Annotated in this window: 20 protein-coding genes; 2 read left to right on the forward strand and 18 right to left on the reverse strand. The window is 68.5% G+C overall.

Features of this window, described 5'->3' with window-relative positions:
- From H9X80_RS04245 to H9X80_RS04265, 5 genes are all read right to left on the reverse strand, one after another.
- Positions 1 to 596 (reverse strand): translation initiation factor IF-2 N-terminal domain-containing protein (locus H9X80_RS04245; RefSeq protein ID WP_204793102.1); only part of this gene is annotated, 596 nt, incomplete at its 3' end.
- A gap of 77 nt (positions 597 to 673) precedes the next feature.
- Positions 674 to 1,915, reverse strand: coding sequence for a transcription termination factor NusA (gene nusA, locus H9X80_RS04250; protein WP_204793103.1), 1,242 nt, complete (start codon positions 1,913 to 1,915; stop codon positions 674 to 676).
- 26 nt (positions 1,916 to 1,941) lie between these two features.
- Positions 1,942 to 2,445 (reverse strand): ribosome maturation factor RimP, encoded by a 504-nt coding sequence (gene rimP / locus H9X80_RS04255; protein WP_204793104.1) that lies wholly within the window; start codon positions 2,443 to 2,445, stop codon positions 1,942 to 1,944.
- 225 nt (positions 2,446 to 2,670) lie between these two features.
- Positions 2,671 to 5,241: a leucine--tRNA ligase gene (gene leuS / locus H9X80_RS04260; protein ID WP_204793105.1), complete on the reverse strand. Its 2,571-nt coding sequence runs from the start codon at positions 5,239 to 5,241 to the stop codon at positions 2,671 to 2,673.
- Positions 5,242 to 6,265: 1,024 nt separating this feature from the next.
- Positions 6,266 to 7,777, reverse strand: coding sequence for an IMP dehydrogenase (locus H9X80_RS04265; RefSeq protein ID WP_204793106.1), 1,512 nt, complete (start codon positions 7,775 to 7,777; stop codon positions 6,266 to 6,268).
- 239 nt (positions 7,778 to 8,016) lie between these two features.
- Here H9X80_RS04265 and H9X80_RS04270 point away from each other — a divergent pair, with 239 nt between their 5' ends.
- Positions 8,017 to 8,847, forward strand: a complete 831-nt coding sequence (locus H9X80_RS04270; protein ID WP_239471615.1) for a helix-turn-helix transcriptional regulator — start codon at positions 8,017 to 8,019, stop codon at positions 8,845 to 8,847.
- Between the two features lie 91 nt (positions 8,848 to 8,938).
- On the opposite strand, the gene H9X80_RS04275 is transcribed toward H9X80_RS04270, so the two are convergent.
- The 3 genes from H9X80_RS04275 to H9X80_RS04285 all read right to left on the reverse strand — a co-directional run bounded on the left by H9X80_RS04275 (position 8,939) and on the right by H9X80_RS04285 (position 13,050).
- Positions 8,939 to 10,603 (reverse strand): ABC transporter ATP-binding protein, encoded by a 1,665-nt coding sequence (locus H9X80_RS04275; protein ID WP_204793108.1) that lies wholly within the window; start codon positions 10,601 to 10,603, stop codon positions 8,939 to 8,941.
- Complete coding sequence (locus tag H9X80_RS04280; protein WP_204793109.1) at positions 10,596 to 11,669, reverse strand: ABC transporter transmembrane domain-containing protein; 1,074 nt, start codon at positions 11,667 to 11,669, stop codon at positions 10,596 to 10,598. The genes H9X80_RS04275 and H9X80_RS04280 overlap by 8 nt, the downstream gene beginning before the upstream one ends.
- Positions 11,670 to 12,018: 349 nt before the next feature.
- Entirely contained in the window at positions 12,019 to 13,050 is a 1,032-nt protein-coding gene (locus tag H9X80_RS04285) for an ABC transporter transmembrane domain-containing protein (RefSeq protein ID WP_204793110.1), read from the reverse strand.
- A gap of 127 nt (positions 13,051 to 13,177) precedes the next feature.
- Between H9X80_RS04285 and H9X80_RS04290 the strand changes: the two genes are divergently transcribed.
- The gene (locus H9X80_RS04290) at positions 13,178 to 14,062 is read left to right on the forward strand and encodes a helix-turn-helix transcriptional regulator (RefSeq protein ID WP_204793111.1); all 885 of its coding nucleotides are present in this window, start codon (positions 13,178 to 13,180) and stop codon (positions 14,060 to 14,062) included.
- A gap of 215 nt (positions 14,063 to 14,277) precedes the next feature.
- On the opposite strand, the gene H9X80_RS04295 is transcribed toward H9X80_RS04290, so the two are convergent.
- From H9X80_RS04295 to ileS, 10 genes are all read right to left on the reverse strand, one after another.
- Positions 14,278 to 15,570, reverse strand: coding sequence for a glycosyltransferase family 2 protein (locus H9X80_RS04295; protein WP_428832968.1), 1,293 nt, complete (start codon positions 15,568 to 15,570; stop codon positions 14,278 to 14,280).
- A 33-nt stretch (positions 15,571 to 15,603) separates the two neighbouring features.
- Entirely contained in the window at positions 15,604 to 16,626 is a 1,023-nt protein-coding gene (locus tag H9X80_RS04300) for an RluA family pseudouridine synthase (RefSeq protein ID WP_204793113.1), read from the reverse strand.
- Between the two features lie 197 nt (positions 16,627 to 16,823).
- Positions 16,824 to 17,156 (reverse strand): hypothetical protein, encoded by a 333-nt coding sequence (locus tag H9X80_RS04305; RefSeq protein ID WP_204793114.1) that lies wholly within the window; start codon positions 17,154 to 17,156, stop codon positions 16,824 to 16,826.
- Positions 17,149 to 18,126: an ABC transporter ATP-binding protein gene (locus H9X80_RS04310; RefSeq protein ID WP_204793115.1), complete on the reverse strand. Its 978-nt coding sequence runs from the start codon at positions 18,124 to 18,126 to the stop codon at positions 17,149 to 17,151. The genes H9X80_RS04305 and H9X80_RS04310 overlap by 8 nt, the downstream gene beginning before the upstream one ends.
- Entirely contained in the window at positions 18,119 to 19,201 is a 1,083-nt protein-coding gene (locus tag H9X80_RS04315) for an ABC transporter ATP-binding protein (protein WP_204793116.1), read from the reverse strand. The genes H9X80_RS04310 and H9X80_RS04315 overlap by 8 nt, the downstream gene beginning before the upstream one ends.
- A 4-nt stretch (positions 19,202 to 19,205) precedes the next feature.
- Positions 19,206 to 20,186 carry an ABC transporter permease gene (locus H9X80_RS04320; protein ID WP_204793117.1) on the reverse strand — a complete coding sequence of 327 codons (981 nt, stop codon included), beginning with the start codon at positions 20,184 to 20,186 and terminating at the stop codon, positions 19,206 to 19,208.
- Positions 20,187 to 20,199: 13 nt separating this feature from the next.
- On the reverse strand, positions 20,200 to 21,159 hold the full coding sequence (locus H9X80_RS04325; RefSeq protein WP_204793118.1) for an ABC transporter permease: 960 nt from the start codon (positions 21,157 to 21,159) through the stop codon (positions 20,200 to 20,202).
- A gap of 3 nt (positions 21,160 to 21,162) precedes the next feature.
- Complete coding sequence (locus tag H9X80_RS04330; protein WP_204793119.1) at positions 21,163 to 22,911, reverse strand: peptide ABC transporter substrate-binding protein; 1,749 nt, start codon at positions 22,909 to 22,911, stop codon at positions 21,163 to 21,165.
- 185 nt (positions 22,912 to 23,096) lie between these two features.
- Complete coding sequence (lspA, locus tag H9X80_RS04335) at positions 23,097 to 23,747, reverse strand: signal peptidase II (RefSeq protein WP_204793120.1); 651 nt, start codon at positions 23,745 to 23,747, stop codon at positions 23,097 to 23,099.
- A 248-nt stretch (positions 23,748 to 23,995) separates the two neighbouring features.
- Positions 23,996 to 26,779: an isoleucine--tRNA ligase gene (ileS, locus tag H9X80_RS04340; protein WP_239471616.1), complete on the reverse strand. Its 2,784-nt coding sequence runs from the start codon at positions 26,777 to 26,779 to the stop codon at positions 23,996 to 23,998.
- Positions 26,780 to 26,801 lie beyond the last annotated feature (22 nt).

A 26,801-nucleotide genomic window follows, 5' to 3' on the forward strand; every position in this document is an offset into this window, starting at 1 on the left:
GGGGCGGGGGCGGACGCCGCGTGGCGCGAGCCGCGCGGGGCGTCGGAGCCGCCGCGGCGCTGCGAGCGGCCCTGCCCGGCAGCCTTCTTCTTGGCGGACTCCTCCGCCTGCTTCTTCAGGACCTCCTCCTGCTGGGCGATCTGGTCCAGCAGCGAGGTGAACGTCGGGAGGCTCTTCGGCGCGTTGTCGCGCACGCGGTTCTTCTCGGCCTCCTCCTTGGCCTTGCGCTCGGCCTCGGCCTTCTCGGCCTCCGCCTTCTTGCGGGCCTCCTCGGCGGCGGCGCGGCGGCGCTCCTCCTCGGCGCGCTCGGCCTCGCGGCGCTGCTCGGCGGCGATGCGCTCCGCCTCGGCCTTCTCGGCGGCGATGCGGGCCTCCTCGGCCTTGGCCTCCTCCTCGGCGCGCTTGGCGGCCTCGATCTCGGCGGCGCGGGCCTCGAGGATCGGCTTGAGCTTCTTGCGAACCATGGAGACGTAGGCGTCCTCGAGCGTCGAGGACGCGGACTTGGCCGGGATCTTCATGTCACGGAGGTGCTCGAGCATCTCCTTGCTCGACATTCCGTACTCCTTAGCAAGGTCGTGAACGCGCGTCTTTGCCATGTGACCTACCTTCCAAGAGAACGGGCGGGCGCCCGCGGGACAGTGCGTGTTGCCTTTCGAGGCGCGGGGCTCACCCGCTAGATGAGCGAGTCGGGGTCGGAGCTCACCTCTGCGGAGGCCATCTGCTCGTGGACGCCGCAGAAGCGCGAGCCCGGGCGCGCCATGTTGCGGCACTGGATGCCATTGGCGCCCACGTACTCGCAGCGGTGCTCACCCTCGTCGAGGTCGTCCTCGTCCTCGGCGGCGTGCGGCAGGTCGCGCAGGACGCCGGCCGCGAGCGACTCGTTCTTGATGTCGATGTGCAGCCCGGTGAGGCGGGCGGCGAGGCGGGCGTTCTGGCCCTCCTTGCCGATGGCCAGGGAGAGCTGGTCATCGGGCACGATCACCGTGGCGTAGTTGGTCTCGGGATCGATAATGACGCGGGACACCTTGGCCGGGGAGAGCGCGGAGGCCACGCAGCGGGCCGGGTCGTCGCTCCAGAGCACCACGTCGACGCGCTCGCCGCGCAGCTCGGAGACGACGGTGCGCACGCGGCTGCCCTTGGGGCCCACGCAGGCGCCCACCGGGTCGAGGCGGTCGTCGTTGGAGGAGACGGCCACCTTGGAGCGGATGCCGGGCTCGCGGGCGATGCTCCTGACCTCGACGACGCCGTCGTAGACCTCCGGCACCTCCAGCTCGAAGAGACGGCGCAGCAGGTCCGGGTGGGTGCGGGAGACCACGATGGGCGGGCGCTGGCGCTCGCCGCGGACCACCGGCTGGGTGGAGTTGGGGTCGCGCACGTCGATGATGATGGCCTTGATGCGCTGGTTGTGGCCGTAGCGCTCTCCGGCGGGGCGCTCGTTGCGCTCCTCGGGGTGGCGGCGCTGGTCGAAGTGGGGCAGCTCGGCCTCCACGCCCTCGCGGATCTTGATGATCGTGAAGTCGGGCGTGGTCTGCAGCACGGTGCCGGTGATGATGTCGCCGATGCGCTGCGAGAACTCCTCGTAGATCTGCTGGCGGGCGGCGTTGCGCACGATGGCCTTGATCTCGGCCTTGGCGTGCTGGGCGGCGATGCGGCTCGTGTCCGGCGGGGTGACGTCCACCTCGTCGAACTCGGAGTACTCGCCGGTCTCCGGGTCCTCCTCGCCCTTGGGGACGAGCTCGTAGACGTAGACCTTGCCGGTGGCGCGGTCGATCGTGACGCGCGCGCCGAAGGGCAGGTGCAGGACGTCGGCGTAGCTCTTGGCGAGGCTCTGCTCAAGGCGGTCGAGCAGGTAGAGCTGGTCGATGTGCTTCTCCTGGCAGAGGAGCTCGAGGGCTTCCATCATCTCAGAGGCCATGGTCTTTCCTTCCTGGTTCTTCTCGCCTACCTCTTGCCGCCCGCGGCGGAGAAGTCCGGCTTGATCTTGCACGTACGGATGTCGGCGAGGGCGAGCCCCACGTGCTCGCCGTCGCAGTCGAGCTCCACGGTCTCTGCGCCGGGCTCGCCCTCGATGCCGAGGAGCGTGCCGGTGAAGCGCCGACGGCCCTCGCCGGCGACAAGGCTCACCTGGACCGTCTGGCCCGCGAAGCGGGAGAAGTCGCGCGGCTTGCGCAGCGGGCGCGCCATGCCGGGGCTGGAGACCTCGAGCGTGAAGCTCGACGGAATGGGGTCGAGCTCGTCGAGAGCGGCCGAGATCCACTCGGTCTCCGCCGTGACCTCGTCGAGCGTGATCGTGGGCGCCGACTCGTCCGCGTGGTCGATCCGCACGCGCACGCACGGCGCCTTGCTCGCGCCGACCACCTCAACGTCCACGACGTCGATACCGCGGGGCGCGGCGAGCGGCTCGAGGGCGTCGATGATCTGCTGCTCGAGACCCTGCTTCGGCATGTACCCTCCTCCTGCATACAGAAAGGAAGCGGGGCGAGAAAATCCACCCCACTTCCTACGATTACAACTGCGTTACGCAGCTAGTTTATGGTGTTTCACGCCCCGCGTCAAGCGCCCCTCCACGAGAGCACCACAAGTGGCATCGGCGGGCGGCGGGGACGGCCCCGGGGCCGGGGCGCGGGGCCGGTCTCCCGCACAGGGTCGGGCCCCCGCGCGGGCGCCTGCCTAGATGGCCACGATGTTCACCAGGCGGCCCTTGATGACGATGACCTTCTTAATCTCTTTGCCGGCGAGCTGCTCGGCCACGGCGGCCTGCGCTGCGGCGGCGACCTCGTCGTCGGTGGCGTCGGCGGCGATCGTCACGTGGCCGCGCACCTTGCCCTTGATCTGAACGGCGATCTCCACCTCGTCGGAGGCGGCGGCGGACTCGTCGAACTCCGGCCACGCGGCGTTGTAGACCGAGCCCTCCTGGTGGAGCGCCGCGGTCCAGAGCTCGTCGGCCCAGTGCGGGCAGATCGGTGAGAGCGTGCGCACGATGGCGCTTGCCACGGCAAAGCTCAGCGTCGGGTCGCGCTGCTCCACGGGAACGTCGTTCACGTACTTGGACGCGGCGTTGGTGATCTCCATCACGGCGGAGATGGCGGTGTTGAACTGGCAGCGGTCGAAGTCGACGGTGCACTTGAGGCCCATCGCGTTGGTCACGCGCCAGAGCTCCTTGCCCGCGGCGTCGAGCGTGCCGGCGTCCACCGCGCCCGCGGCCGCGCCCTGGGAGAGCAGCCACACCACGCGCCAGGCGCGCTTGATGAAGCGGTTGGCGCCGGCGACGGCCTCCTCGTCCCAGTTGAAGTCCTTCTCGGGCGGGGCGATGAAGAGGATGGCCAGGCGCATGGTGTCCGCGCCGTAGGGCTCGATCACCGAGGACGGCGGCACGACGTTGCCCTTGGACTTAGACATGGTGTCGCCGTTGGCGTCCTTGACCATGCCCTGGCAGAGCAGGTTCTCGAAGGGCTCGTCGCAGTCGATCATGCCGAGGTCGCGCAGGACCTTGGTGAAGAAGCGGCTGTAGAGCAGGTGCAGGATGGCGTGCTCGATGCCGCCGATGTAGTTGTCCACCGGCATCCAGCGGTCCACGGCCTCCTTGGAGAAGGGCAGCTCGGTGTTGTGGGGGTCGCAGTAGCGCAGGTAGTACCAGCTGGAGCACGTAAAGGTATCCATGGTGTCGGTGATGCGCTTGGCGGGACGCCCGCACTTGGGGCAGGTGGTCTCGTAGAACGGCGCGTACTCGGCGAGGGTGTCGCCGGCGCCGAGGTCGAGGTTGTCCGGCAGCGTGACGGGCAGGTCCTCGTAGGGCACCGGCACGTCGCCGCAGCAGTCGCAGTGGATCATCGGGATCGGGTTGCCCCAGTAGCGCTGGCGGGAGATCAGCCAGTCGCGCAGGCGGAACTGCACGGTCTTGCGGCCGAGGCCCTTCTCGCCGAGCCACTTGATGATGGCGTCGACGGCCTCGGAGTGCTTGCCGCCCTTCATGCCGGTGAAGGGGCCGGACTGCACGAGGTAGCCCTCGGCCACCATCGCGTGGTCCCAGTCCACCGACGTCACGCGGAGCTCGCGCTCGTCCTTGAGCTCCTCGTAGAGCGGGTCGTCCTTCTCGCAGATGATTGGGGCGATCTCAAGGCCGTACTTCTTGGCGAAGTCGAAGTCGCGCTGGTCGCCGCAGGGCACGCCCATGACGGCGCCGGTGCCGTAGTCCATGAGGACGTAGTCGGCGACCCAGATGGGCGCGGGACGGCCGTTCACCGGGTTGATCACGTAGCGGCCGGTGAAGACGCCGTGCTTCTCGCGCTCCGAGCCCTGGCGGTCCACCGAGGAGACCTTCTCCGCGGCGGCCTTGAGCTCCAGGAAGGCGGGCTCGTACTCGGTGCCGGCCACGAGCTCGGCGGCAAGCGGGCTCTCGGGCGGCAGCAGGAAGAAGCTCACGCCGAAGAGCGTGTCCGGGCGCGTGGTGAAGACGGTGATCTTGGTGTCGGTGGGGGTCACGCCGTCGACGTCGGCGAGCGTGAAGTCGATCTCGGCGCCCTCGGAGCGGCCGATCCAGTTGGACTGCATCGCACGGACGCGCTCGGGCCACTTGCCCTCGAGCAGCTTGAGGTCGTCGAGGAGCTCCTGGGCGTAGTCGGTGATCTTGAAGTACCACTGGGAGAGCGGGCGCTTCTCGGGGATCGAGCCGCAGCGCCAGCACTTGCCGTCCACGACCTGCTCGTTGGCGAGGACGGTCTGGCAGCCGGGGCACCAGTTGACCGGCGAGGTGTCGCGGTAGACGAGGCCCTTCTCCCACATCTTGAGGAAGATCCACTGGCCCCACTTGTAGTACTCGGGGTCGCAGGTGTTGAACATGCGGTCGTAGTCGTAGGAGAAGCCCATGCGGTGCATGGTCTTGACGGCCTGCTCGATGTTCTTGTGCGTCCAGACGCTCGCCTGCGTGTTGTGCTTGATGGCGGCGTTCTCCGCGGGCAGGCCGAAGGCGTCGAAGCCGATGGGGTGCAGCACGTCGAAGCCGCGCATGCGGGCCTGGCGGGCCATCGCGTCACCGATGGTGTAGTTGCGCGCGTGGCCCATGTGCAGGTCGCCCGAGGGGTACGGGAACATCTCGAGCACGTACTTCTTGGGCTTGCTCGGGTCCTCGTCGGTCTTGTAGAGCTCCTCGGCCTCCCAGCGGGCCTGCCACTTGGTCTCGATGGCCTCGGCGTCGTAGGCCGGGACCTCGAAGGCATCAGTCTTCTTTGCGTCGTCGCACATCTGCGCTGCTCCTTCGTCGTGCGATTGTGAACCGAGCTATTGTAGCAGGACGCGCGGCCGCCGGGCGGACCGAGGCGCGGCCTGGCGTCCCCGGACGCGCCGTGCGCGCCGGGGCGGGGTTCTACGACGCGGGCTCTTCTCGGTGCGGGCCTTCCGGGCGCGGGTCCTTCCTGGCAGCCACCCTTCTCGGCGACCGCCCCTCTCGACGACCGTCCCTCTCGACGCTTAGAAAACCGCGGACGATGCACCGTTTGGCTTCGCAGGCGCTTTCAAAATGGGGACTGTTGCGTCGCCCGAACTGAGCGCGCTTTAGAAATCGAGGTCGTTTCGCCGCCTGCAGCCGGAAGCGCTTTGAAACTCGCGGCCATCCCGCCTGGCGAGAAGAACCAGGCGCAACGGTCGGCAGTTTCAAAGCAGCTTTTGGTGCGTCGGCCGCAACAACTCGGATTTCGTAAGCAGGGACCGCACCGCAGGCCGCATCAGGCCGCATTTCGTAAGCACACGCCGCGCCCAAGGGCGCAAAACAGGGCCGTCCGGCGAGAAGAACCTGCGGCGGCGCCAGGCTGCCCCGGGTACGGGGCGCTTCGTCAGGAGCTGCGCCGCCCGCTGCGCCAGGTGCACTCCCGAGCGTCTCCGTGTCAGGTGCACTCCTCAGGTGCACTCCCAGACGGGTGCACTTGATGCGAAAAGGGCGTTTCTCGGTGCACCTGAGCCTGTTTTTCGGGAGTGGAGAGTGCACCTGAGGGGTACACCTACGAACAGCGTGCACCTGAGGGGGCACACGTCTGCCGAAGCGTCACCTGAGTACACCTGAGGGGGGCACACGTCTGCCGAAGCGTCACCCGAGGGGTGCACCTGACGTGCCCACCCACCCAACGTACCCGCAGGACGCGCGCGGACCGCACCGCAAGCGGCAGCCCGCACCGCAAACGCCGCGACCCCGGCACCACGGGGCGTCGGGGTCGCGGAAACAGGTTCTTCTCGCCGGACGGGTTGGCGGGGCCGCGCGTGGCGGCCACCTCCCCTAGCGGTAGCTCACCGAGTGCTGGGAGTCCTTCACCACGACGTCGTGCGCGCCGCCCTCGACGATCGAGGTGGAAGAGACGAGCGTGAGGCGGGCCTTCTGCTGCAGCTCCTTGATCGTGAGCGCGCCGCAGTTGCACATCGTGGACTTGATCTTGTAGACGGTCTGGCGCACGCCCTCCTTGAGCGAGCCCGCGTAGGGCACGTAGGAGTCGACGCCCTCGACGAAGCCGAGCTTCTGGGCGCCGCCCTGGTCGTAGCGCTGCCAGTTGCGGGCGCGCGCGGAGCCCTCGCCCCAGTACTCCTTCATGTACTGGCCGTTCACGTTGACGCGCTCGGTGGGGCTCTCGTCGAAGCGGGCGAAGTAGCGGCCGAGCATCATGAAGTCGGCGCCCATGGCCAGCGCGAGCGTCATGTGGTAGTCGTAGACGATGCCGCCGTCGGAGCACACCGGCACGTAGACGCCCGTCTCCTCGAAGTACTCGTCGCGCGCACGGCACACGTCGATGACCGCGGAGGCCTGGCCGCGGCCGATGCCCTTGGTCTCGCGCGTGATGCAGATCGAGCCGCCGCCGATGCCCACCTTGACGAAGTCAGCGCCGCAGTCGGCGAGGAAGCGGAAGCCGTCGGCGTCCACCACGTTGCCGGCGCCCACCTTGACCGAGTCGCCGTAGTTGGCGCGAATCCAGTCCAGGGTGCGCTTCTGCCACTCGGAGAAGCCCTCGGAGGAGTCGATGCAGAGCACGTCGGCGCCGGCCTCCACCAGCAGCGGCACGCGCTCGGCGTAGTCGCGCGTGTTGATGCCCGCGCCCACCATGTAGCGCTTGTTGGCGTCAAGCAGCTCGTCGGGGTTGGACTTGTGCTGGTCGTAGTCCTTGCGGAAGACGATGCCCACCAGGTGGTCGTTCTCGTCCACGACGGGCAGGGCGTTGAGCTTGTTGTCCCAGATGACGTCGTTGGCGCGCTTGAGGGTGATGTCCTTGTCGCCCACGATGAGCCGCTCGCGCGGGGTCATGAAGTCGCGGACCTTCTTCTGGTGGTCGTCACGGGTGGGGCGGTAGTCACGGGAGGTCACGATGCCCAGCAGCCTGCCGTGGGGGGAGCCGTCCTCAGTCACGGGCATGGTCGAGTGGCCGGTGCGGGCCTTGAGCTCCATGACCTCCTCCATCGTCATGTCCGGCGTGAGGGTGGAGTCGGACTCCACGAAGCCCGCCTTGTGGTCCTTGACGGCCTTGACCATGGCCGCCTCCTGGGCCGGCGTCTGGTTGCCGTAGATGAAGGCCAGGCCGCCCTCGATGGCAAGGGCCACGCCCATGTCGACGCCGGAGACGGACTGCATGATGGCCGAGACCATGGGGATGTTGAGGCTGAGCGAGGGCTCCTCGCCACGGCGGAACTTCACGAGCGGGGTCTTGAGCGACACGTTGGCGGGGATGTTCTCCGCCGAGGAGTATCCAGGTACGAGTAGATACTCAGAAAAGGTGTGGGACTCCCCCTCGAAGAACGTTGCCATTCAGTGGCTCCTCTCCCCGCCCGCGGCGGTCCTGGCACGGCCAAATTTGAGCCATTGTAGCATCCGCTTACGGGTTTTCAGGCGCCGCTTGCCGAGAAGCACGTCATATGCGCCGGCAGGCGGGGCCCGCGGGCGAGCGGCTCGCTCGACGTCACGTTTTCGCAGCCCAAAGCATAACTTTGCGCGAGGCGGCGGGCACGCCCCGGGCGCGCCGCTACAATGGGGCGAGAAGGACGGTGATGTACGTGGACGGCAAGCGCGTGATGACGGCGGTGCGCCAGATCATGGACGAGACCGAGCGGCGCGGGGCGCCGCGCGGGCACGGCGTGGCCATGCTCGCATGGTTCGTGGATGAGCGCGGCGGCGACGTCAGCGGCACCGACGAGCTCGACATCGTCTCTGCAAGCATCACGCTTGCGGAACTTGCGGGAGACGCCGCCGGCGATGACGCAGAGCGCAAGGTCATGCTCACCGTCTTTGTCCCGAGCAAGCTCCTCGTCCAGGGGCTCACGCAGCTCGCCGCGCCCGGCACCGACGTCTTCCGCGTGCTCACGACCACCGCAACCAGGCGCCACGCCCCAATCTACGTCGAGGCGCCCGAGCCGGATCGCGACCTCATGTGCGACCTCTACGCGAACGCCGCCGTAGCCTACGCGGAGCGGCGGCCCGGCTGGGAGCAGGTGGTGGAGGCGCTGGCGCTCGCCCTCGTGGCGGCGACCTCGCCTTTGGTCCCCGAGGCCGAGCCAGGGTCTGCCGACGACGCGCTCGCGCTGATCCTGTCCGAGGTGGCCGCGCGGCCGGAGAGCGTCACGCTCGGCGAGCTCGCGGCGCGCTACTCCTACAGCCAGAGCTACCTCTCCGAGCTCATCCACGAGCGCTGCGGCAAGACCTTCGGCGAGCTCGTGCGCGAGAGGCGCATGGAGCGCGCGGCGATGCTGCTGCGCGCGACCAACCTGCCCGTGGCCGAGGTCGCCCGACGCGTGGGCTACTCCGGCACGAGCAACTTCCACCGGGCGTTTCGGGAGCAGTTCGGCTGCTCGCCGGCCGAGCTGCGCGCCAAGGGGCGGTAGCGGGCGGCGGGCTCTTCTCGCCGGGACAACGCCGTCCCTCTTGCCGGCCGTCCTAAGACGCACGGATTTGTGGCACACGCACCGCCGGGTGCTAGCGCACGCGGCGCAGCACGCCGTCCTCGATGCGCAGGATCTGGTCTGCCGCGGCGTCGAGGTCGTCGGAGTGCATGATGGCCACAACGGTCCTGCGACCGCGAAGCCCAGCCAGATAGTCGCAGAGCCGCGCGCTCGTGGCAGCATCGAGGTTGGTAAGCGGCTCGTCCAGCAGCACCACCGGCTCCGGGCGCGAAAGCGCGCGCAGCAGCCCCAGCTTCTGGCGCTCGCCGAGCGAGAGGTTAACCGTTGAGCCATCGATTTGCTTGCCCGCAAAGCCGCTCACGTCAAGCACACGCGCCACCTCGGGGTCGGCCGTGCCGCCGAGCAGGTTGTATGCAAGGTCGCCCGTCACCACGGGCACCGGGTAGGTGAGGTAGGCGGCATGCGCGAGCTCAGGGGCCAACTCGGCCGTGCCGTCAAGGTCGTCCGGGTCGGAGAGGCCGCGCAGGAAGTCGAGCAGCATCGACTTGCCTGACCCGTTGGCGCCGAGCAGCACCACGAGCTCGCCGCGACGGATCGTGAGGTCGTGGGTCTCCCATAGGCGACGTCCCCCCTCCCCGCGCTCGGGCGTGGCCCAGAGCGTGCCGTCGATGCGGACGACGACGTCCGCGCCATCGTCCTTCTCGCCGCCGTCTCCGCCCGCCCCGCGAAGCCCCTCGAACCCCGACGGCTCCTCGGACGCCGCGGCCAGCTCGGCCAGCCGCTCGGCGTGCACGCGATTGCCACGCACGTTGGCAAGCTTGGAGAGCAGCGTGGAGAGCGGGCCCTGCGCAAGCTGCGCGATCTGGTAGGCCACGAAGACCTGCCCCGCACCGGCAAGCCCCGCCGAGGCGCGCCACACCTCCGCGGCCATCATCGCCGCCGCGAGCACGCAGGAGAGCACCGTCGGCAGCTCGTCTATCAGGGCCGCGTTGAACCGGTAGCGCGTGATAAAGGCGAGGTACCCCGCCGAGCGCTCGCGGTAGCGCGCGGAGAAGAAGCCCTCGGAGGCACTCGCGTTGATCGAGCGCTTCTCCTCCACGATGCGCTTGGACTCGCCGAGCCAGGCATCCTGCGCGGGGATGCCCTCGCCCTGCAGGCGCGCGAGGCGGCGGGCCGGCAGGCGCAACGCCAAGGCGAAGACGGGCACGTAGACCAAAAGCATCGCGGCGAGAAGGACGTCCTGGGCCGCGGCTACGGCCACGAGCGCCGCAAGTGCCAGGCCGGATCCGAGCACGGAGACGTTGAGGTCGGCGTACATGGCGCCGTAGGTCTCCGTGGAGCCGGTGAGGGCATTGACGTAGTAGCCCTTGTCGTGCCGGGCAACGGCGCGGCTCGGGGCCGAAAGCAGCTGGCGGACCGCGCTCACGGCCGCGCCCATGGCGCGCGAGACGCCGGCCCAGCGCGGCACCCACGCGCCGAGAAGGACCGTGGCAGCCGCAGCCAGCATGGCGACGGCGAGTGAGGCGGCAAGGCGGAGCGTGACGTCCTCGCCGGCGGCGAGCGCGTCGATGATGGAGCCGACGGCGAGGCTCGCGGCAGCAGAGGCAACGGTGGCAAGCGCCACGCCGAGAGCGCGGGCGAGGTTTTTGGGCGTGAGGTCGAGGACGGGGTAGGCGGCGGACGCGCGACGGGTTGCGGCGGGCGCGGTTGCGGCGGCATCGGCGGTGACGCTAGGCATGGCAGGCTCCTTCGGTTACGGGTGACAGGGTCGTAGGCGCGGCGGCGCTTGCCGCGCGGTCGCGCTTCCCGGAAGACGCGCCGTGGGAGGTCCTTCTCAGGCGCTCGAAGCCGGAGGGCTCGGCGGCCTCGCGCTCGAGCGCGCGCAGCAGGTCAATGTTCACGCGATTGGCGGCGTAGATGCTCTGGGCCTGGCAGAGGTAGCTCATCGGCAGGGCGAGCAGCCCCGCGAGCTGCCAGGCCACCACGAGCGTGCCGGCGCCCGCACCGCCAGCCACGAGCGCGCAGACCACGACGGCGAGCGCCTGCACGAGCAGTCCGGAGGCGTACGGAAGCTCGTTGGAGAGCGTGTCCGCCAGCAGGTAGCCGCGGCGGAAGCGCCGGTACTTCTCGGTGCGCTCCTGATAGCGGTGCTCGTAGAAGCCCTCGGCCCCGGCCGCCACGGCGGCGCGGCGCTCCTCCACCACGCGACGGCCCTCGTCGAGCCAGGCCTCGCGCGGCGGCATCATCTGCGTCTGGAGCCGGTTGGCCACGTGCGACGGCGCCCACACGATGATCACGTAGGCCGGCGCGCAGGCCGCGAGCACCACAGCGAGCGCCGGGTCCTCGAGCGCGGCCATCGCAAGCAGCACCGCGAGCGAGAGCACCGCGCCTGGCACGTACGCACTCATGGCCACGACGATGGCACCGTGCGCGAAGGAGGCTAGGTTCACGAGGTTGAGGTAGTGACCGGCGTCGTGGCGGGCAAAGGCACGCTGCGGCATGGCGAGTACGAGCTCGATGGCGCGCGCGGAGGAGTCCACCTCCCGGCGCAGGTTGGCGCGCTCGGGCAGCCAGCCGGCGAGCGCAAAGGTGGCGAGCTGCGCGGAGAGCGAGAGCGCCAGGTAGGCGAGAAGCACGGGCGCCGCCGCGGCCGCATCAAGCTCTCCGGAGGCAACGTCGCTCACAAGCGAGCCGGCGACGAGCGCGGAGGCGGCGGAGAGCAGCGTGCCCAGACTGGCGCCGAGCGCGAGCGCCAGATAGGCGCCCCTCAGCTCGAAGACGGGAAACTGCGTGCGGTGTCTCATGGGCCACTCCTTTCGACGGGGAAGCCGCGCCCTCGTGGGAGGAGCGGGCTCGACGGCCCCATCGTAGGGGTACGCCAACGCGCCGCAGCTCACGAGCACCATCCGTCCGAAGCGCCATGCCCATCCGACCGAAATTCCGGCGCATTGCCCCGCGCCGCCGCTTCGGAGGGCCCTTCTCGCCTGGTGCCGAAATCGCCGCCTTTGGACGCTGCGCCGAAATCGCCAGGAGTGTGCGTTTCCGGCGCCAGAATCGGCGCCTCCGTGCGTAAGCCCGCGCACACCTCCGGCGATTTTGGCGCACCAAACGCACACTCCCCCGGATTCCGGCACGGCGCACACTCCCGCCCAATCAGGCACCACGTTGGCTCCGGCAACCGCCCGGCGCACGCCGCAGCCGCTCGAAACCGGAGGGCTCGGCGGCGTCGCGCTCGAGCGTGCGCAGCAGGCGAAGGCTCTCGAGGTTGGAGAGCAAAAACCCGACGAAGCTCACGCAGTCGGCAAGCGGCGCGCACGCCAGCGAGAAGATCTGAAGGGCCGCCACCGCCCCACCGACCCCGAGCGACCCCTCTGCCACGAGCCCCGCCGCAACCACAAGCGCAGCAACCTGCATCACCGGCCCGAGAGCTCCCGGAAGCGAGCTCGTCAGGGTGTCTGCAAAGAGGTAGCCCCACCGGGCACGACGGTGCTCTGCCGTGCGCTCGGCAAAGCGCTCACCGAAGAACGCCCCGGCATCGGCTGCGCAAATGCTGCGACGCTCCCCCACGACGCGGCGCGCCTCGTCAAGCCAGGCCTCGCGCCGCGGGAGCCAGCGTGCCTGCAGAAGGCGCGCTCGCAGCGCCGGCAGCCAGTCCGCCACAGCCACGGCTGCCACGCACGCCACGAACACGCTCGCAAGGGCGGGGCTCTCCAGCGTCAGCACCGCGACCAGCGCGCCGACGGCAAGCGCCGCGCCTACCACGGACACGCTGAGGTAGGTGTAGGCCGAGCCGGAGACGCCTGCCACCATGGTCACGAGGTTGAGATAGTAGCCGGCGTCGTGCCGCACAAAGGCACGCTGCGACATGGCAAGCACGAGGTCTATCGCGTGCTCGGAGGCGCGCGTTTCCCGGCGCAGATCCAGGCGCGTCGGCAGCCAATTCACCAGGTAGAAGTTAGCAACTGCCGCCGCAAGCGAGACGCCCAGGTACGCAAGCAGGCCCCCCACGGCCGCACTGCCCGAAAGCGCGCCTACCGCCGCTCCGTCCACAAGGGCGCCGAGCACAAGCGCGGACGCAACCGAGAGCAACGTCCCCGCCAGTCGCGCAAGCGCAAGCCCCAGGTTGCGCACGCTCGGCTCAAAGACCGGAAACGAGCTGCGCTCCCCCACCGCTCTTCTCGCCATGTGACTCCCCTCCTCGAAACATAGAGGAATCGTAGGCCGCCGGCACAATCGGGTGCCAAGCGTGCCGGGCCATGCCCAACGAAACGACGCGGTATCCTAAAAATCAGACACTCGATGAGGGAGACCCATGAACGACGACCGCTTTCTCCGCTCACTTGATGAGCTCATAGCGCAAAGCAGCACATGCTCCAGCGAGAAGGACCTCTACCTCGCAGCCGAGCGCGTGGGCGGCCGCTCGCTCGCGCCGGCGGCAGACGGCTACTTCGCGCTCACCTCCACCTTCCGCGGCACCGAGCTCGTGAGCGCCGTCCCGGTCCCCGCCCTCGTGCGTGACGGGCGCTTCCCGGACGGGGCGCTGCTGCAGACCAGGCCGGCAGACGTCATCGTCACCATACTCGTGCGCGAGCCCCACCTCGACCGCCTCTTGCTCGGCCTTGCCGCGCCGCACGCCGCCACGCTGAGAAACCACCTCTTACGCTATGGGGCCGACACCGGCACCTGGAAGGTCTCCGACCGGCGTGACGTCGAGGTCTGCACAGACATCCTGAAGCTCATGGTAGTCACTTACACCAAGGCGGCCGAGGACTGGCAAACCACGCTCGACGCGCTCGTGGTGGCCTATCTGAGCCAGATGGTCCCGCGTACGCCCGCGACGAGGCCGCAGTCCCCGGAGCAGGCCGTCGAGCTCGTGCGCGCGGCCGTAGCAGCGCACCCCGAGGAGGTGACGCTTGCGGGGCTCGCCGAGCTTCTCTCGCTCAACGCGAGCTATCTCTCCACGCTGGTGCACGAGCGCTGCGGCGAGTCCTTCTCCGAGCTCGTGGCCGAGGCGCGCATGAGGCGGGCAGCAGAGCTGCTGCGGAGCACGGACCTGCCCGTGGCCGAGATCGCCCGGAGCGTAGGGTATGCGGGAACGAGCCGCTTCCACCGCCTCTTCCGGGAGCGCTTCGGCCGCACGCCGGCCGCATGGCGCAAAAGCGAGCGAGAGGGCCGAGTGCCAGGCTGCGCCGACTAACCCCACGAGCAGCAGGCCCTTCTCGCCTGGCGCCGAAATCAGCGGGGATGTGCGTCTGCGGTGCCAAAATTACCCGCAATGCGCGCGGGCGCCGCCAAAAAACGAGGGCCTGTGCACCGCTACGCGCACAGGCCCCGCAAATCAGGCGCTCAGAACGCACACACCCGGCGATTCAGCCGGCGATTCAGACACCGCTGCCGACTACGGCCGCCCCGCTAGACGTCGCCCCCGACGATCTGGTCAACGTTGACGGCGATGTCGTGCTTGGTGGGCACCCACTCGACCTTCTTGAACAGGGCGGCCACCGTGATGGGGATGTAGGTCATCATGAAGAGCGGGAACGTGAAGAGGTTGGTCACGATGCGCCACTTCTTCTTGGCGTGGATCCGCTTGCGCTCGGAGACCGTGGTAATGATGGCGAGGATGAAGAAGACCACGTACATGGACGCGAAGGTCATGATCAGCGACCCCACGCACATGTTGAGCTCGCCCTGGGTGGCGATGAAGCCGTGGGAGAGCGAGCCCACGATCAGGTAGGTGGCGTTCACGAAGAACGACAGCAGCGTCAAGATCATGCCCGGCGCCACCGTCATGAGCATGTCGTAGCTTGCGAACTGCCCCTTGGAGATGCCCTTCACAAGGTCGCGCCCGTAGCTGAAGAACACCTGGTAGAAGCCCTTGGTCCAGCGCATGCGCTGCGTCCAGGAGGCCTTGAAGGTCACGGGCTGCTCGTCGAAGAACTCCGCCGGCGCGTAGCCGATCTGCACGTTGTTGGCGCAGCAGAAGGTGGAGAACTGGATGTCCTCGGTCAGGGTGTGGAAGTCCCAGCCGTGCATGCCGCGCACGATGCGCTCGGAGACCATCCAGCCCGAGCCCGAGATCGCGCAGCTCGTGCCGACCATCATGCGGGCGTTGTTGAGGAACTTGGCCTCGCGCATGAACCACAGGGCGTAGGCCGAGCTCACCCAGCTGGAGTCGAAGTTCTTGGAGTTGCGGTAGCCCGTGCAGACGAGGTATCCCGCGTCGAAGGCCTGGTTCATCACCGAGATGAAGTCGCGGGAGACGAGGTTGTCGGCGTCGAGCACCACGAAGGCCTCGTACTTGTCGCCGTACTCGTTCAGGATGCGGTCGAAGCCGTAGTCGAGCGCCCAGCTCTTGCCGCGGCGTGCGAGGTCGTTTCTGTCCCAGACGATGGCGCCGGCGCGCTCGGCCTCCTCGTGGGTGTTATCCGTGCAGGCGTCGCACACCACGAAGACGTCCATGAGCTCGCGCGGGTAGTCCTGCGCCAGGATCGAGCGCACGAGGTTGCCGATGACGACCTCCTCGTTGTGCGCGGAGATGAAGAACGCGTAGCGGTGCTGCTTCTTGGCCTTGGGCAGCCGCACCGTGCCGCGCGCGATGACGCGCAGGATGTAGACAATCTGGTAGAAGTAGGCCAGGGTGAAGAACAGCCAAATGATCATGTTGAAGATGACGATCGGCGTGAGGCCGAGCCTGTTGAACTCCATGAGCGGCATGTCGGGACCCCCAGGACTCGTCGGTTACCAGGTGACGCCCAGCTCCGGGCAGATCCTCTCCCCCGCCGCGGTGCGCCCCATCGAGCTTTCCTTCAGTGATTCTAGTACATCGAGCAGGTCCTGCGGCAGCCGGTCAGCGAGCTCTACGGTCCGTCCCGTGACCGGGTGGTCGAAGCGGATGTGCCAGGAGTGCAGGAACTGGCGAGAAAGACCTCGATTCAGCCGCTCGTCCCCGCGCCCGTAGAGCGGGTCGCCCACGAGCGGGTGGCCGATGTGGCGCATGTGCACGCGGATCTGGTGGGTGCGCCCGGTGTAGAGGTGACACTCCATGAGCGTGTAGCCGTCGTCGCGCCGGCCGGCCTCGAAGCGCTCGAGCACGCGGAAGGTTGTGATGGCCTCGCGCGCCCCGGGCGCGTCGGAGACCGCCATGCGGATGCGGTCGCGCGTGGAGCGAGCGATGCCTGTCTCGACGGTGCCCTCGTCGTGGGCCACGTAGCCGTGCACGAGCGTCACGTAGCGGCGGTCGAGCACGCGCAGGCGGATGAGGTCCTGGAGCGCCTTCTGCGTGGCGTCGTCCTTGGCGGCCACCATGAGGCCGGAGGTGTCCATGTCGAGGCGGTGCACGATGCCGGGGCGCTCCTCGCCCTGGAGCATGCCGAGGTGCTCGTAGCCGCAGTGGGCCACGAGCGCGTTGGCGAGCGTGTCGTCCACGTGCCCCGGGCTCGGGTGGCAGACGAGCCCGGCCTGCTTGGAGAGCACGATCAGGTGCTCGTCCTCGAAGCGGATGTCGAGCGGGATGTAGGGGTTGGGGGCAAGCGGTCCGGCTGCTGGCTCCGGGTCCTCGACGAGCGCGCGGACGCGGTCGCCCAGGAGGACCCTCTCGGACTTTGAGGTGGCCGGCGTCTCGTTGATGGTGACCGATCCGGCCTCCACGAGGCGTGCGCAGGCCGAGCGGCTCGGCATGCCCTCCCCCGCGGCGAGAAACGCGTCGAGCCGCATACCGTCGGACTCCGGTCCCACGAGCAGGTTGACGACGCGCTGGGACATGGGGCTCCTCTCGGACGGGCGGGGTGCGGGCGGCAGGCGCCGGCGGACGGCGGGCGCCGGCAGGCCGCGTCCGGGCGGGCCCGCCGGCAGGCTATCGTATCATGCGCCGCCGCGTCCTGGCGCGCGGGCTCAGCGAGGGGCGGCGCGCCAGAGGGACGCACGGCGAGGCAGGGCGGCACGCCGGCCCCGCGGCCGCCCTACAGCGAGAAGAGCGCGAGGTCGAGCAGGCAGGCCACTACCTCGACGCCGGCCCCGGCCACGATGAGGGCCACGCGCCAGTCGAGCCCGAGCGGGCGGGGGCTCCCCTCTCTGGGCTCGGAGCGCACGACCATGCCGATGGCGCCCACGAAGAGGCCGACAGCCCCGAGGGCGAGCAGCACCCGGCGGGCCGCGTCGCCCGCCGCGAGCGCGTCCCCGGTCACGAGGAGCGCCACGAGGAACGCGGCCGCGCCCACGCACACGGCGGCGAGGGCGCCTACGAGAAGCGCCCTCGCCGCGGCGGCAAGCACTCTGGCGACGCGCCTACCCATTGAGGTGGCAGGCGCAGAGGTGCCCCGGGGACACCTCGCGGAGCTGCGGGGTCTCGGTGTGGCAGCGCTCGGTAGCGAGCGGGCAGCGGCTGCAGAAGCGACATCCCGCCGGCGGATCCACGGGGCTCGTGACCTCGCCAGTGAGCTTCACGCCGCCCGCGACGCGCGCCGCCTCGGCCTTGGGGTCCGGGATGGGCACCGAGGCCAGGAGGGCCCGCGTGTAGGGATGGGCGGGGTGCTCGCAGAGCTCCTCGGAGGGGCCGATCTCCACGAGCACGCCGAGGTACATGACCGCGATGCGGTCGGAGATGTAGCGCAGCATGGAGAGGTCGTGGCTGATGAAGAGCATCGCGAGGTCGCGCTCGCGGCGGAGCTTCACCAGCAGGTTCACGACCTGCGCCTGGATGGAGACGTCGAGCGCGGAGATGGGCTCGTCGAGCACCAGAAACGACGGGTCGACCGCCATGGCGCGGGCGATGCCGACGCGCTGGCGCTGGCCGCCGGAGAACTCGTGCGGGAAGCGGCTCGCCTGCTCCTCGTTGAGGCCGACCATGCGCAGGTAGGAGTAGACCATCTTGGTGCGCTCCTCGTGGCTCTTGGCCAGGTGGTGCACGTCGATGCCCTCCCCCACGATGTCGGCGACCGTCATGCGCGGGTCGAGGCTCGCAAACGGGTCCTGGAAGACCATCTGCGCCTCGCGGCGGAAGCTCGCGAGCTCGGAGTGCGAGAGCTTGGTGATGTCGCGCCCGCGGAAGAGCACCTCGCCGGAGGTGGGCTGGTAGAGGCCGAGCACGCAGCGGCCGCAGGTGGACTTCCCGCAGCCCGACTCTCCGGCCAGGCCCAAGGACTCGCCGGGCATGATGTCAAAGGAGACGTCGTCGACGGCCTTGAGCTGGGAACCGTGACCCATCGGGAAGAACTTGCTCAGGTGCCTCACCGAGAGGATCGGGTCGGCCGTGGGATCACTCATGGGTGCCCCCTTCCTGCGTCGGGGCCTGGATCGTGTCGTCGACGTGCGGCGCGCGCTCGTCGTGCAGCCAGCACGCCGCGCGGTGCCCGCCGCCGAAGTCGGTCTCGGGCGGCATGAGGCGGTCGCAGACGTCCATGCGATACGGGCAGCGGGTGCAGAAGGGGCAGCCGGCCGGAGGGTTGATGAGGTCCGGGGGCGTGCCCTGGATCGCAAAGAGCTCGTCGGAGCGGGACTGGTCCACGCGGGGCACCGCGGCGAGGAGCGCCTTGGCGTAGGGGTGGCGCGGGTGCTCGAAGATGTCGGCGACTGACCCGCGCTCCACGATGAGGCCCGAGTACATGACCACCATGTCGCGCGCGATGTCGGCGACGACGCCCATGTCATGCGTGATCATGATGACGGCCGTGCCGTAGCGACGCTGCATCTCGCGGATCTCGGAGAGGATCTGGTCCTGGATCGTGACGTCGAGCGCCGTGGTGGGCTCGTCGCAGATGAGCAGCTCGGGCTTGCAGGCAAACGCGATGGAGATCATGACGCGCTGGCGCATGCCGCCGGAGAGCTCGTGCGGGAACTGCCTGAAGCGCCGCTCGGGCTCGGGGATGCCCACCTCGTGGAGCAGCTCGACGGCGCGCTTCTCGGCCTCGGCCTTGCTCACCTTCTCGTGGGCCAGTATCGCCTCGGTGATCTGCCTGCCCACGCGCATGGTGGGGTCGAGCGCGGAGAGCGCCTCCTGGAAGATCATCGCGGCCGAGCCGCCCTTGTAGCGGCGCCAGTCCTCCTTGGTGAAGGTGGAGGTGTCGCGCCCCTTGAAGACGATGTGGCTCTGGGGGTCGATGACGCCCGGGTCCTTGACGAGGCCCATGACCGCCTTCGCCGAGACCGACTTGCCGCACCCCGACTCGCCCACGATGGCGAGCGTGCCACCGGGGGCCAGCGAGAAGGACACGCCGCGCACGGACTGGACCACTCCGGCGTAGGTGTGGTAGGAGACCTTGAGGTCGCGGACGTCGAGAAGGGCGTCCGGTGCGGGCGCGGCCTGCTCGGCGACGCCCGGCGTCTGGTTCTTCTCGTCCATGGGCTTACTTCCTCATCCTCGGGTCGAGCGCGTCGCGCAGGCCGTCACCGAAGAGGTTGAACGCGAGCACGATGAGGCACAGGACGAGCGCGGGATAGAACAGCTGGAACGGGTAGATCTGAAGGAGCGACTGTCCGTCGGAGATAAGCGTGCCGAGGGAGATCTCGGGGGCCTTGAGGCCCATGCCCAGGAAGGAGAGGGACGCCTCCGAGAAGATGTAGCTCGGGATGCTCATGAACAGGTCGAGCAGCAGGATGGAGAGCGTGTTGGGGATCAGGTGGCGCACGATGATCTTGAGCGGCGAGGCGCCCAGGCAGCGCGCCGCGGCCACGTAGTCGCTCTCGCGCAGGCCCTTGACGAGGCCTCGGACCTGACGGGCGGTGTCCATCCAGCTCGTGATGCACATGGCGAGCAGCAGCGCCCCCATGTTGTTGCCGGCCACCATCATGATGATCAGCGAGATGAGCAGGCTCGGCACGGAGCTCATGAGCTCGATGACGCGCATGAGCACCTCGTCGACGGTGCCGCCGAAGTAGGCCATCGCGGCCCCGCAGAGCGAGCCCACCACGATTTGCACGAACGCGCAGGCGATGGCGACGATAAGCGAGACGCGGGCGCCCACCCACACGCGGGTCCACAGGTCGCGGCCGAGGGCGTCGGTCCCGAACCAGAAGGCCGAGGACGGTTCCTGGTTGACGACGGTGGCGTCCATGGCGTAGGCGTCGTGGCCGGAGGTCAGCGGGGCGAAGATTACGAGCAGCGCAAAGACCACGAGCACGGCCAGGGCTACCATCGCGAGCGGGTTGCGGCGGAAGCGCCGCCAGGCGTCGGACCAGTAGGAGACCAGCGGGCGCATGTTGCCCTCAAGGTCGGACTCCCTGATGCCGCGCGTGACGAAGTCCTCGGGGACGAGGGAGAGGTCCTGCGGGACGTGCCCGGTGGGGTCGATCACGGCGCGGGCGGCCCGCTTGAGCGTATCGGTCATGTCTCTCCCCTCCCTAGCGCGCCTGGTCGCCGGCAAGGCGGATGCGCGGGTCGACGACGTGGTAGAGGATGTCGGTCAGGAAGATGACCACCATGTACATGGCGGCGATGATCACCGTGAAGCCCATCACCATCGTGACGTCGCGGCCGGAGATGGCCTGGATGTAGTAGCGGCCCAGGCCGGGGATCGCGAAGATCGTCTCGATGTAGAACGAGCCGGTGAGGCACATGGCAATCGTCATCGGGAGCTTGGTCACGATGGGGACGGCGGCGTTGCGAATCATGTGGCGCCGCACGATCTGGCCGCCCGAGAGGCCGCGCGCCTCGGCGGCCAGGATGTAGTCCTGGCCGAGGACGTCGGACATCGAGGCCTTGAGCAGGCGGGCGTACATGGCCATGTAGCTGAAGCTGCCGGCCAGGGTGGGCAGGATGGTGTACTCCCACCCGCCGAACATGAGGTCGCTCCCCGTGGGCCATCCGATGACCGGGAAGAGCCCCAGCTCGCCGGCAAACACCTGTTGCAGCAGCAGGCCGAAGACGAGCGTCGGGACGCTCACCATGAGTATCGAGAACGCGATGACGGTGTAGTCGACCCAGGTGTTCTTGCGTATCGTGGCAAGGACGCCCAGGACCAGCCCCACGCCCACGCCCAGGACCACCTGCTGCACGCCGAGGCGCAGCGAGATCGGGCCCTTCTCGGCGATGACGCTCTGGACGGTCTGGCCCGGGAAGACGATCGACTCGCCGAAGTCGCCGACCACGAGGCCCTTCATGGTGATGGCGTAGCGCTCCATCACCGGCTTGTCGAGGCCGTAGCGGGCGTAGACGCGCGCCGCGACGTCCTCCGGGAGGCGGGCCGTGCGCTCGGTGAGCGCGTCACCGGGAACGGCCGCCAGCATGAAGAAGGTGGCGCTCGCCACGATGAACAGCATGACGATCATCGTGACGAGGCGCTTGAGTGCGTACTTTGCCATGGGCTAGGCTTCCTTGCCAGAAATGTAGGAACGGGAGACCTCGAGGCCGTTGCCAAACTGCGGGAGAGAGAGGTCCATGACGTAGGGCTGCGTGAAGTTGTGACGGACAGTGTAGTAGACGGGCGCGATGCCGGCGTTCTCGATGATGTTCTGCTCCATCTTCTGGTAGACGGCGGTGCGCTCCTCGGAGTCGGCCATGGTCTTGAGGGACTCGTACATCTCGTCGTACTCTGCATTGGAGTAGCCACCCATGAACTTGGCGTAGCCCGAGCCGGTGGCGAAGAGGTCGAAGTAGGAGATCGGGTCGGAGAAGTCGGCGTTCCAGCCCATGAGGTAGAAGTCGTAGTTGTTGCTGTCACGCTCGGTCACGAAGTTGGCCGCCTCGGACTGGGCGTTGATGTTGACGGTCACGCCCACGCCCGCGCCGATCTGCTGGGCGAGCCACTCGGTGGTGTTCTTGGCCTGGGTGTTGGTCTGCTGGGTGAGGATGGTCAGGGTCACGCCGGAGACGTCGTCGGAGCCGGTGACCTCCTTGACACCCTCGCGGAAGAGCTCCTGGCACTTCTCGGGGGTGTCGTACTGCTCCAGAAGGGCCTTGAGCGGCTCGTCGTAGGTGGAGCGGTACTCAACGTCGCCGGAGAGGATGCCAAACGGGATGAGGCCGTAGGCAGGCAGGTTGAGACCGGAGAGCGCCGTGTTGTTGAAGTCCTCGCGGTTGAAGCAGCAGGAGATGGCCAGGCAGCACTTGGCGTTGTTCATGAGGCCGGAGGGGCCGCCGGTGTGGTGGTTGAAGACGAGGTAGTCAGAGCCCACGTCGGTCTTCTGGTTGTAAACGAGCTGGCCCTGGTCGGCAAGCTCCTTCCACTGGTTCACGTACTCGGAGGTGCAGTCGACGGAGTCGAGTGCGCGGGACGTCAGCAGCTGCGTGCGGGTGGCGTCCTCGGTGACGATGGTGTAGGTCAGCTTCTTGAGCTTAACGTTGTCCTTGTCCCAGTAGTTCTCGTTGGGCTCGAGGACGATCGAGTTCTCAAGGGTGCGAGAGGTGATCTTGAACGGACCGCTGTAGACCTGCTTCTCCCAGTCATTGGACATGGTGTCAGCGTACTCGTTGATGAGGTCCATGCGCACTGGGTCAAAGCAGACATTGGAAAGCTTGGCCAGGAAGAACGGAATGGGGTTGGCGAGACGAATCTCGAGGGTCTTGTCGTCGAGAGCCGCAACGGCGATGTCCTCGGCGGCGCCCTCGCCGTTCATGTACGCGGCGGCACCGGCAATGTCCTCGGCGAGGAAGGCATAGGAGAAGCCGTTGTCCGGGTTGCAGAGCCGAAGAATCGAGTCCACGTAGTGCTGCGCCACGACGGGCTGGCCGTCGGACCATCCGTTATCGCGCAGGTGGAAGGTATAGGTGAGACCATCTTCGGAGACCTCGTAGTCCTCGCAGCCGGCGCATTCGACGTCATCGATGCCGTTCTCGTCCGTGAAAGTACGGAACAGGCCCTCGTTGAGCTCGGAGAGAACCTCGAACTCGTTCTCGTTGCGGATGTCGTTGACATCAAGCGTCTGGAGGTCATTCAGCTCGACGAGGTTCATCTCCTGGGTGGCGTCGGGCGTGCCGTCACCGGCGGCCGCCGCGGGCGCGGAGGCGTCGTCGGAGCCGCTGTTGCCGCAGGCGGCGAGGCCGGCGAGCGAGGCGAGGCCGGCGGCGCTGGCGAGAAGACCGCGACGGGTGACAGAGGGGTTGCTACGGATCATGTGGGCTCCTCCCATGTTTTCCTTTGCCCCAGACGGCAGGCCGAGCCACCTGCGGGGCCATTTACCGGTAGGTATTTTCCCGGCCGGGGGTTACAGGGAGGTTTCCGCGGAATAAACGGTCACGTAAAGGAAATCTACCGGGCTACCGGAACGCCTCGTCGCCGGCCTGCGCCCGCTCGTCCGGGCTACCGGGCTACCGGCGCGCCGTCGTCGGCCTGCGCCCGCTCGCGCTCGAGGCGGGCGTCCCAGCGCCACCAAAGCGCCACGGCGAGAAACACCCCACAGGTCACGAAGATGTCCGCGACGTTGAAGACGGCGAAGTCGAAGAGCGTGGTGTCGAAGAAGTCCGTCACGGCTCCGGCGGCCACGCGGTCGATGGCGTTGCCGATGCCGCCGCCCGCCACGGCCGCCACCGTGAGCACCAGCGAGAGCGGGGCGTCGGTACGTCTGAGCGCAAGCCACGCGCCGCCGGCCGCGATGACCGCAGCGATGGCCACGAAGACGGGGCCCGCGCCCTCACCGAGCGAGAAGGCAGCGCCCGTGTTGTAGACGAGGGTGAGGTCCATGACGCCCGGGACGAGCGTCACGGGCTCGCCCGGGACGAGCGCGGCGCGCGCCGCGGCCTTGGTCAGCTGGTCGAGAAGGACCACCAGGACGGCGGCCAGGCAGAAGAGGGCGAGCCGCGCCGCCGGGCGGGCGCCGGAGGCGGCACCAGGGTCGGCGACGGGGCCGGCGCACTGTTTCTGGACGTTCTTCTCGCCAGAACCGTCCGGGGACGGTGCGCCCGGGGTGACGTCAGGGCCGGCGCACCGTTTCCGGTCGGAATTGAACCCCAAACCGTCCGAAGACGGTGCACCGGAGGCGGTACCCGAGGCGGCACACCGTTTCTGGACGTTCTTATCGCCAGAATCGTCCGGTGACGGTGCGCGTGGGGTGGCGTCAAGGCCACCACCGGGGGCGACGCACCGCTTCCGGTCGGAACTGGATCCCAAACCGTCCGAAAGCGGTGCGCCAGAGACAGCGCCCTGAGCAGAGCCCTGGGCGCCGCCCGACCCCGCGCGTGTGTCGTGAAGAGGGGCCACGCCTACTCCGCGTCCCCGAGCGTCGCCACCGCGTCGTGACAGCGCGGGCAGAGCCCGTCGTCGCCGAGCTCGCGGAAGTTCCAGCAGCGCGGGCACTTCTCGCCGTGGGCGGGTGCGACGGCGCAGGAGAGCTCGTCGCCCTCAGCGAGCTCCACCTCGGAGCAGACGAAGGGCTCGGCGAGGTCGCAGCCGCGCTCGCCGGCCAGCAGAGCGTAGAGCTCGGCGGGCGCCGTCAGCGTGGCGCGGGCGGCCTGCGTGGTCTTCTCGGCAAGCGTGCCGTCGGCCACGGCGGTCTCGTAGGCCTTGGTGAAGGCGGCGCGGGCCTCGACGACGGCCTCGTAGGTGGCCAGGTACGGCTCGTACTGCTCGGCCGTCCAGGGGGCCTGGTACCAGTCGAGAAGGGCCGCGAACTCCTGGCCGTCGCGCAGGGAGGCGGGCAGGTAGCCCATGACCTCGTCGGTGGTGTAGACCAGGATGGGCTGCAGGTCGTGCACGAGCATCGAGAGGATCTGGGCCCAGACCGTGAGGGCGCTGCAGCGCTCGAAGGAGTTCTTCTCGCCGCAGTAGACGCGGTCCTTGGTGGCGTTGAGGTAGCCGTTGGAGAGGTCGCCGATCACGTAGTCGTAGAGGGTGCGGTAGACCACGTTGAAGCGGTAGGACTCGTAGGCGGCGCTCACCTGGTCGTGGACCTGGCAGAGGCGCGCCAGGGTCAGCTTGTCGTAGGGAAGCAGCTCGTCGTAGGCCACGGCGTCGGTGGACGGGTCGAACTGGCCCTCGATCTCGCCGAGCAGGAACCGCAGCGTGTTGCGGAAGCGGCGGTAGGCCTCGCCCACGTGGTCGAGGATCTGGTCGTCGCAGGGGACATCGGTGGAGGTATCCACCGAGGCCACCCACAGGCGGACGATGTCGGCGCCGCGCGTGTCGCACTCCTTGTTGGGGTCGATCACGTTGCCGAGGGACTTGGACATCTTGCGGCCCTGGCCGTCGAGCGTGAAGCCCTGGGACACCACGGACTTGTACGGGGCCACGCCGTAGGCGCCCACCGACGTCATGAGCGAGCTCATGAACCAGCCGCGGTGCTGGTCGGAGCCCTCGAGGTACATGTCGGCCGGGAACTTGAGGTAGTCGCGATGGCGGCAGACGGCGGTGTGGGAGACGCCGGAGTCCCACCACACGTCGAGGATGTCGCGGTTGGCCTTGAGATGGTGCCCGCCGCACTTGGGGCAGACGCAGGCGTCACCGAGATAGCTCGCCGGGTCATCGGTGAACCAGGCGTCGGAGCCCTTGGCGCGGAAGAGCGCGATCACGGCGTCGAGCGTGTCGTCGTTCATGACGGTCTCGCCGCAGTCCTGGCAGGTGAAGGCAGGGATGGGCACGCCCCAGTTGCGCTGGCGGCTGATGCACCAGTCCGGGCGGCCCTCCACCATCGAGCCGATGCGCTTGACCGCGTGCGCCGGGTAGAAACGGACGCGCTCGAGCTCCTCAAGGGCCTTCTGGCGCAGGCTCGCGCCGCCGCGCATGGGCTTGTCCATTGAGACGAACCACTGGCTCGTGGCGCGGAAGATGACCGGCTCCTTGCACCTCCAGCAGTGCGGGTAGCTGTGGTTGATGTCCTCGTGCAGGATGAGCGTGCCGCGCTCGCGCAGCCACTCGATGATCTTGGGGTTGGCCTCGTTGACGTCCATGCCGGACCACGGGCCACCCGTGCCCATGCCGTCGCCCACGAAGAAGCGGCCGTCGTCGTCGACGGGCATGACCGTGGGGATGCCGAACCTCTGTCCGGCCAGGTAGTCGTCGACGCCGTGGCCGGGCGCGCAGTGGACGATGCCGGTGCCGTCGTCGAGCGTCACGTAGTCGGCGTAGATGAACTCGCCCGTCTCGCCCTGGTCGCCGAAGATCGGCTGCTTGTAGCGGTTGTGCGCGAGCTCGGCGCCGGTGGCGCGCCAGGGCTGCCCGTCGGCGCCGGCAACGAGCCTCGCCTCGCCGTAGCCGAACTTCTCGGCGCAGCGCACGGCGAGCGCCTCGGCCACGATCTCGGCGCGGCCGTCCACCTCGAGCGCCACGTAGGTGGCCTCGGGGTGGCAGATGACGGCGTCGTCCGCCGGCAGCGTCCAGGGCGTCGTGGTCCAGATGTCCACCCACAGGCGCCCCTCCCAGGCCTCCAGGCCCGCCGGGGTCGTGGTCATCTCAAAGCGCACGAAGATGGCCGGGCTGACCTCGTCGCCGTACTCGATCTCCGCCTCGGCGAGGGCCGTGTGGCAGTGGGTGCACCAGTGCACGGGCTTGGAGCCCTGCGTGATGATGCCGGCGTCGAAGATCTCCTTGAAGATCTCGATGTCGGTGGCGTCGTAGTCGTGGACGTAGGTGAGGTAGGGGTTGTCCCACTCGCCCAGCACGCCGAGGCGCTTGAAGCCCTGGCGCTGGGTGTCCACCTGCTCGACGGCCATCTTACGGCAGAGCTCGCGGACCTTCTCGGTGGGAAGCTCGTTGAACTTCTCCGTGCCGAGCATGGTCTCCACCTTGTGCTCGATGGGCTGACCGTGGCAGTCCCAGCCGGGGACGTACGGCGTCTGGTAGCCGCGCATGGACCAGTAGCGGTTGATGATGTCCTTGGAGATCTTGTTCTGCGCGTGGCCCAGGTGGATCGGGCCGTTGGCGTACGGGGGGCCGTCGTGCAGCACGAACTTGTCGTGCCCCTCGTTCTTCTTGAGGAGCTGCCCGTAGACGTCGTTCTCCTCCCAGGCCGCGAGCCGCCTGGGCTCGTTGGCGGCCAGGTTCGCGCGCATGGGAAAGCCCGTGCTCGGGAGG

It is taken from the genome of Olsenella profusa, from assembly GCF_016900315.1.
Lineage (GTDB): Bacteria > Actinomycetota > Coriobacteriia > Coriobacteriales > Atopobiaceae > Thermophilibacter > Thermophilibacter profusus_A.